This is a genomic window from Campylobacter concisus, from assembly GCF_003048555.1.
Taxonomy (GTDB): domain Bacteria; phylum Campylobacterota; class Campylobacteria; order Campylobacterales; family Campylobacteraceae; genus Campylobacter_A; species Campylobacter_A concisus_AO.
In genome coordinates, this window is sequence record NZ_PIRR01000057.1 from 1 (window position 1) to 7,468 (window position 7,468).

The window sequence follows — 7,468 nt, forward strand, 5'->3', positions numbered from 1 at the left end:
ATCTATTACAATTCATGAAATAGCTGGGTTTTGGCAATTTCAAGTAAAACCTAATGGAATACTATTTTTAACGAGTACAAGATGGAAGTTATAAATACATTTGTGGGCGAAAAATATATCCAGCACAATCCTAGCTTTAAAGATGGTATGGATATCATTTCTAATTTGTAAAAAAGTAAAATTTCAAATAAATAAAAAAATGCAAGTAAAACGAAAAATATACAAATCTTTTCAATACGAGAAAATGAGACATAGCTTGCGAGCTAGATTATTCTTTTTAGCCGTAGCAGTCGTGATTTTGGCAATCGAAATTTATATCGCAGCTTTTGTTAAAGGTGGCTTCGTGCGACATTATTTGGGTGATGTGCTAGTTACGGTGATGCTTTACGCATTTGGACGAGCTATATTTAAAATTGCACCAAAAATTTTAGCATTTGAAATATTTATTTTCTCGCTATTTATAGAAATTTTACAATACTTTAAAGTGCTTGAAATTTTAGATATTCATAATTTAATAATACGCATAGTCTTTGGCGGAACATTTGACGTTAGCGACATCGTATGTTACGCGTTGGGCTGTTTGCTGGCTTATTTGATTGATATCATTTGCTTTCTGCAAAAGTATAAAAGTCCAAAGATATAGTGATAAACTACAACTTTGTTTTTAAGTATAAAGCAGGAGTTAATCATCTTAAAAGCTCCAGCAAAATTTATCAGTTTATTTTAGTTCGCCCCAGTTTTTAGCGATATTTAGTGATGTTTTAAGTGGTACATTTAACGTGTAAATTTCCTCCATCGTCTTTTGCGTCGCCTTGCCAAATTCCTGCGCAAATTCGTCTTTTACTTCAAAGATCAGCTCATCGTGGATTTGAAGCAACATCTTTGTATTTTCATCTAAATTTGCTCTAACTTTTACCATCGCCATCTTGACTAGATCTGCTGCAGAGCCTTGAAAGACCGTATTTACCGCCTCGCGCTCAAACATAGCTATTTGCATAGGTGTGGCACTTTTAAAGTCAAAATAGCGCCTTCTGCCAAGTAGTGTCTGCACAAATCCGTCATTTTTAGCTGAAATTTTTATGCTCTCTAAAAAATCTTTGATTGTCTCAAACGCCTTAAAATAGCGCTCTATATACTCTTTCGCCTCGGCTCTTGTGATATTTACTTGATTTGCCAGTTTGCTTGAACCCATACCATAAATAAGGCCAAAATTTATACTCTTTGCCACGGCTCTATTTTGCCCATCACTGCTACCAAATATGCTAATAGCCGTCCTTGCGTGGATATCCTCGTCATTTTTAAACGCCTCAAGCAGCGCAGGATCACGGCTGAAGTGAGCTAGCAGCCTAAGCTCGATCTGGCTGTAGTCAAGCCCCACAAAGCTATAGCCCTCGCGCGCTTCAAAGCACTCTCTGACATCCTTTGCGAGGCTGCCACGAGCTGGGATATTTTGTAAATTTGGATTTTTACTTGATAGCCTGCCAGTGCTCGTGCCAGTTTGCAAAAAGCTCGTATAAATTCGAGAGCCCTCGTCCTTTTTCGCAAGTGCCAAAAGTGGCTCGCAGTAGGTGCTTTGCAGTTTATATAGCTCCCTGTAGGCTAAAATTTTCTCAATCACTGGATGAGCGTCTATGAGCTCAGCTAGCACGCTCTCATCGGTGCTATATCCTGTTTTTGTCTTCTTTTTCGCTGGAAGCTTTAAATGCTCAAAAAGTATGACGCCAAGCTGTTTTACTGAGTTTATGTTGAAATTTTCGCCGCTTAGCTCGTAAATTTCACTTGTTAGTGCCTTTAGTTTTGTGTCGTTTTCGAGGATGAGCTTTTGCATTTTGGCTTCGTTTATCTTGATACCGTTTTGCTCCATGTCAAAGAGCGTGAGGATAAAAGGAAACTCGTGCGTATCGGCAAGGGCAAGTAAATTTTTATCAAGCGTGTTTTGAAAAGTTTTATAAAATTTAAGCGTTATCCAAGCATCCTCAGCAGCGTATTTAGCAGCATTTTCTAGAGGCACATCACCAAAAGTCTGCCCTTTTTTGACCATATCTTCAAATTTAATCGTATCGTAGTCATAAAGTCTCTTTGCCAGCGCGTCCATTCCAACGCTCGAGTTTGGATCGCTAAGCCACGCAAGGATCATTGTATCTTTGAAATTTGCAGGTGGGTTTAGACCTAGGTTATTTTTAACTATCTCAAAGTCATATTTTAAATTTTGTCCGATCACGCAACCTTTGTAAATTTGACCTATCGCCCAAGTTGCAAATTTTAGGCTAATTTGCTGCGGCACACCAAGGTAGTTGTGAGCTATCGGCACGTAGTAGGCGTCCTCATCGTTGAAGCAAAAGCTAAATCCAACAATCTTTGCACTCCTGCTATCAACACCAGTCGTCTCCGTGTCAAATGCGACGATAGTTTTAGGCGTGATGTCAGCAAGTAGCTTTTCAATATTTGCTTCATCAAGTAGTAAATTTGCCCTAAAGCCTAGTTTAAACTCGACACTTTCCTCTTTTTGCAAGCTCTTAAGAAGCCTATTTAGATCGTACTCTTTTAAAATTTCTGAGATATTTATCAGAGGATTTTGCTCTGGAAATTTCGAGTGCTCAAGATCAAGTGAAGTGATGGCGTCATCAAAGAGCGTGGCTAGTTTTTTGCTCAAAAATGCTTCGTCTTTTGCGGCGGCAAGCATATTTTTAGTGCGCTCGTTTCTAAGAAGGGCTAAATTTTCATAAATTCCCTCTAAGCTTCCGTACTCAGCCAAAAGCTTTTTAGCTCCCACTGCGCCGATACCTTTGACACCTGGGATGTTGTCCGAGCTATCGCCTGCGATCGCTAAGAAATCCCTTACTTGAGCTGGATAGACGCCATACTTTTCAAAGCAGCTTCCACTATCATGATCGATCTTGCTTTGTGGGCTGTAGATGCTTACTTTACCGTCTTCTATGAGCTGGTAAAGGTCCTTATCATGCGTAACGATACGTACAAATATATCTTTGTCTTTACAAAATTTAACCGCACTTGCGATGATGTCATCGGCCTCATAGCCCTCGCGACTAAGGCTGTAAAGCCCCATTTTTTCTATCATATCTATGCAAACTGGGAGCTGCTCTTTTAGCTGAGCTGGCGGCTCGCTCCTGTTTGCTTTGTAATCACCTAAAATTTCGTGACGTAAGGTCTTGCCTTTACTGTCAAGTGCGAAGATGAGATAGTCGCTTTGGTATTCATCCTTGAGGCTTGCTATAAAATTTGCAAAGCCGCTCACCATTCCACTTGGTTTGCCATTTCTGTTTTTAAGTCCGCTCATGGCGTAGTAGAGCCTAAAAAAGAAACCAAAAGTGTCAATAATCGTAAGTGTTTTCATTTTTATCCTTTGTGTAATTTTATGAAATTTAGGCAAAAAATAGGCTGATTTATAAAAATTTTTGATATTATGGCGGACATTACAAATAAAAAATCACAAAAATAAAAAGCTTAAGGTCATGAAAAAAATAGTTTTTTTACGTATCAATCCAAATGCAGTAGGTGGTGCCGAACGCTATTTAAGAAGGCTTACCAAAGCCCTAAAAGACGTAGGTATAGACACATCTATACGCTCATATCTAGGAGAGGCTAGGATCTCGTCATGGAAAAAGGCTTTGAGATTTAACGCACAAGTAAGACGTCAAAAACAAAGCGATGAGATTTATTTTAGCTTGGAGCGAGTGAGTTGTACGGATATTTACAGGGCAGGGGATGGCGTGCATAAAATTTATCGTGCCACAAAGCCATTTTGGTGGGTTAATCCTTTAAATTTTGTCTATCCATATCTAGAAAAACGTTGCTTTAAAAATTCTAAAAAGATAATCGCAAATTCAAACTACATAAAAGAGCAAATCATTTCGGCCTATGGTGTCGACGAGTCGAAGATTGTCACTATTTATAATGGTATAAATTTGCCACAAAAAGTGGAAAAGGGCGAAGCAAAACTTAGCGTATGCGAAGAATTTGGACTCGATTACAATTTACCAATTGTGCTTTTTGTCGGAAATGGCTTTAAAAGAAAAGGAGCAAAGGATTTTTTACTTCTTGTCTCAAAGCTAAAAACGCCAGTAAATGCGCTAATGGTAGGCAAAGATAAAAATTTAAATTCATATAAGAAGCTAGCAAAAAAGCTAAAGATAAAGGCATTTTTTACAGGCGAGCAAAAAATGACTGCAAAATTTTATGAAGCAAGCGATATTTTTATATTTCCAACACACTACGAACCATTTTCAAATGTCGTCCTAGAGGCACTTAGCTTTAAAAATATTGTCTTTACAACGGCTCAAAATGGAGCAGCTGAAATTTTAGAAAATCGTTTTATCATGCGTGAACCAAATGATGAAAGTATACTGGAGCTAGTGGAGCAGGTGCTTAATGATAATGAGATGATGAGAGAGCTGCAAGAGAAGTCATTTTTACTTTCACAAAAATTTAGTATAGAAGAAAATGCAAGCAAAACTCTTAAAATCATAAACGAAGTGCTAAATTTGGAGCAAAAGTGAGAGTGTTTATAGAGCTTCCGACTTGGCTTGGAGATGCTGTGATGGCGAGTGCAGCGATAGAAAATTTAAGTAAAAATGCTAAAAATATTGTATTTTTTGGCTCTTATGTGGCCTGTGAGCTTTATAAATCACATCCAAAGTGCGAAAAAGTAGTAATTGATGATAGTAAAAAACAAAGCTCAAGATATTTAAGCCTTATTAAAACAGCTAGTAAGCTTGGAAAATTTGATATCGCTATTAGTTTTAGAAGCTCATTTGCTAGTAAATTTTTGCTATTTTTTCTAAAAGCAACGCAAAAATTTTGCTTTAAAAAGAGTAGCGAGAGCTTGCATCAGGTGCAGAAATATCTAAATTTCATAAAGCAAAGCCTAAATTTAAAAGAAATTTCAAACGAACTAAAAATTTACTATGATGCACAAAAAAGCGAGCAAAAACTCCTCGTGCTAAATCCAGGTGCTAGCTACGGAAGTGCTAAAAGGTGGTATCCGCACTATTTTGCAGAGGTTGCACTTCATTTTAAAGATGAATTTGATGTAAAGATCACTGGCTCAAAAGCGGAGCTTGAAATTTGTAATGAAATCGAGCAAATACTCTTACAAAATGGTATGAAATGTGAAAATTTAGCTGGAAAAACGAGCATAAAAGAGCTTTGCGAGGTCATAGGCTCTATAAAAAATGGTATCTTTTTGACAAATGATAGTGGTCCTATGCATATCGCAGCTGCCTATAAAGTGCCACTTGTGGCTCTTTTTGGACCGACAAAATTTAAAGAGACTAGCCCATGGCGAGATGAAAGTGCAAAGATAGTGCATTTAAATTTAGAGTGTATGCCATGCATGAAGCGAGTGTGTCCCATAAAAACACATGCCTGCATGAAGGAACTTACGCCAAAAATGGTCATCACTGAAATAGAGCTGCTAAGAAAAAAATTAAATTTTTGAAATTCTAAACATAATTAAATATATACATAAAAAATTAAAAATTTTAGTTTTTATTTGATTACATTTTTACTAAATATTTGACATTGGTTATCAATATAGCTATAATCACGCAAAAATTTTTACTAAGAAGGTATTATGGAGCTAATTAAACATCACATTGATCATGTAATTATTGCGATTTTAGGCATTATGAGTTTTTTTGTACTTTGGTATACGATTGAGCGTATCATTTTTTATTCACGCGTTGATATAAAAGGCTATAAAAGTATTGAAGCGCTTGAAGAAGCACTAACCAAAAATTTAACCACACTTTACATTATCTACTCAAATGCACCATATATAGGACTTCTTGGTACAGTTGCTGGAATTATGATCACATTTTATGATATGGGTATGGCAGGCGGAATCGATACTAAAAGCATAATGGTCGGCCTCTCTCTTGCATTAAAAGCAACTGCTTTTGGACTACTTGTGGCAATACCAACTTTGATGATTTACAATGGTTTTGTCAGAAAAGTAGATGTGATGCTAAATAGATACAAGGCTGAAAATGCGTCTAAATAAAAAAGATGGGTTAAATATTGTCCCATTTATTGATATTATGCTTGTTTTGCTCGCCATCGTGCTTAGTATTTCGACTTTTATCGCTCAAGGCAAGATAGCTATTGATCTTCCAAGTGCAAACAGTGCTGAGCAAAGCAAAGAGGACGATAAAAAGATAAGTGTAGTAATTGATAAGGATAATAAATTTTTTATAGATGATGTAGAAATTTCTGAGAACGAACTTAAAGATAAGTTAAATGCGGTTGATATAAAGACATTGATCGAACTAAAAAGCGATAAAAATTCGAAATTTGATAGCTTCGTCAAAGTAATTGATATATTAAAAGAGAAGGGCCACGAAAATTTTGCAATCCAAACAATCTCTGAATAAAATTTCAAATTACAGCGGCTTAGCTGTTTCGCTTATAGTGCATGGAGCAGCAGTATATTTTTTGCTTTCACATGATTTTGATGAGATAAAAATAGGTGAGCAAAAACCGATAAAAATAGCTCTTAATTCATTTACTCCAGTGCCACAAGTCTCAGCACCTCAAATAGCGGAGCAAATGCTTATCCCAGAGCCAACTCCACCAGCTCCACCACCACCGCCAGAGCCACCAAAACCTGAGCCAAAGCCAGAACCAAAACCTGAACCTAAAAAGGTGGAGAAACCAAAGCGTGAAATAAAAAAGGTAGAGCCTAAAAAAGAGAAAAAAATAGAGCCTAAGCCTGAACCGGTAATTGCTCAGCCAGTGCAGCCTATTGTACCGCCAGCTAGTGTAAATACAAATTTGCCAGCCAATAACAAGTCTATCGCTGCAGCTCCAGTTCAAAATGTAACACCTGAGCTAAATTTATCAAATTCACAAGGCGATGAAGATTTTACGAAAGTTATAATCGCAGTTAAGAGGCATAAAAGTTACCCAAATAATGCTAGACGTATGAAACATCAAGGAGTTGTAGAAGTTAGGTTTTTACTCAAGCAAGACGGCAGCATAGATGAACTTAAAGTTAGTAAAAGCTCTGGTTTTGAGTCGCTTGATAATGGTGCTTTAGAAAATATTCAAAGAGCAAGTTCTGAGTTTCCAAAGCCTAAACAAGATCGTTATCTGCGCTTTCCTATTTCATATACACTAAAATAAATTACGAGCTTATTTAAGCTTGTAATTTATTATCTGTTTTGTAGAATTTCTTTTATATTTCAAGTCAAAATAGAAAAACATAACTTATTTTATTTAAAAAAGTGTGTATTTTAAACTTGCTTTAAATATTAAACATGTATAATCTGACTTTCTTTAACGAGTGGTTGGATAGCTCAGTCGGTAGAGCAGCAGACTGAAAATCTGCGTGTCGGCAGTTCGATTCTGCCTCTAACCACCATTAACCTTTCCTTAAACATCAATCATTTTTCTCTTGGTTCTATTAAATTTCGTATTTACAAGGCTTTTATACTATTTTTCTAGGTTA

Annotated in this window: 7 protein-coding genes and 1 tRNA gene; 7 read left to right on the forward strand and 1 reads right to left on the reverse strand. The window is 36.6% G+C overall.

Annotation, left to right across the window (positions count from 1 at the left end; all coding sequences use genetic code 11):
• The first annotated feature begins 244 nt into the window (after positions 1 to 244).
• Positions 245 to 643 (forward strand): DUF2809 domain-containing protein, encoded by a 399-nt coding sequence (locus CVS92_RS08255; protein ID WP_234398725.1) that lies wholly within the window; start codon positions 245 to 247, stop codon positions 641 to 643.
• A gap of 75 nt (positions 644 to 718) precedes the next feature.
• On the opposite strand, the gene polA is transcribed toward CVS92_RS08255, so the two are convergent.
• Complete coding sequence (gene polA / locus CVS92_RS08260; protein WP_107789125.1) at positions 719 to 3,355, reverse strand: DNA polymerase I; 2,637 nt, start codon at positions 3,353 to 3,355, stop codon at positions 719 to 721.
• A 118-nt stretch (positions 3,356 to 3,473) separates the two neighbouring features.
• Between polA and CVS92_RS08265 the strand changes: the two genes are divergently transcribed.
• The 6 genes from CVS92_RS08265 to CVS92_RS08290 all read left to right on the forward strand — a co-directional run bounded on the left by CVS92_RS08265 (position 3,474) and on the right by CVS92_RS08290 (position 7,381).
• Positions 3,474 to 4,517, forward strand: a complete 1,044-nt coding sequence (locus CVS92_RS08265; protein WP_107789126.1) for a glycosyltransferase family 4 protein — start codon at positions 3,474 to 3,476, stop codon at positions 4,515 to 4,517.
• Positions 4,514 to 5,458: a lipopolysaccharide heptosyltransferase II gene (waaF, locus tag CVS92_RS08270; RefSeq protein WP_107789127.1), complete on the forward strand. Its 945-nt coding sequence runs from the start codon at positions 4,514 to 4,516 to the stop codon at positions 5,456 to 5,458. The genes CVS92_RS08265 and waaF overlap by 4 nt, the downstream gene beginning before the upstream one ends.
• Positions 5,459 to 5,593: 135 nt before the next feature.
• Positions 5,594 to 6,022 (forward strand): TonB-system energizer ExbB, encoded by a 429-nt coding sequence (exbB, locus tag CVS92_RS08275; protein ID WP_084041708.1) that lies wholly within the window; start codon positions 5,594 to 5,596, stop codon positions 6,020 to 6,022.
• Entirely contained in the window at positions 6,009 to 6,392 is a 384-nt protein-coding gene (exbD, locus tag CVS92_RS08280; RefSeq protein ID WP_107709125.1) for a TonB system transport protein ExbD, read from the forward strand. The genes exbB and exbD overlap by 14 nt, the downstream gene beginning before the upstream one ends.
• Positions 6,367 to 7,143, forward strand: a complete 777-nt coding sequence (locus CVS92_RS08285) for an energy transducer TonB (protein ID WP_084108863.1) — start codon at positions 6,367 to 6,369, stop codon at positions 7,141 to 7,143. Before exbD ends, CVS92_RS08285 begins: the two co-directional genes overlap by 26 nt.
• Positions 7,144 to 7,305: 162 nt before the next feature.
• A tRNA-Phe gene (locus CVS92_RS08290) sits at positions 7,306 to 7,381 on the forward strand.
• The last annotated feature ends 87 nt before the right edge of the window (positions 7,382 to 7,468 follow it).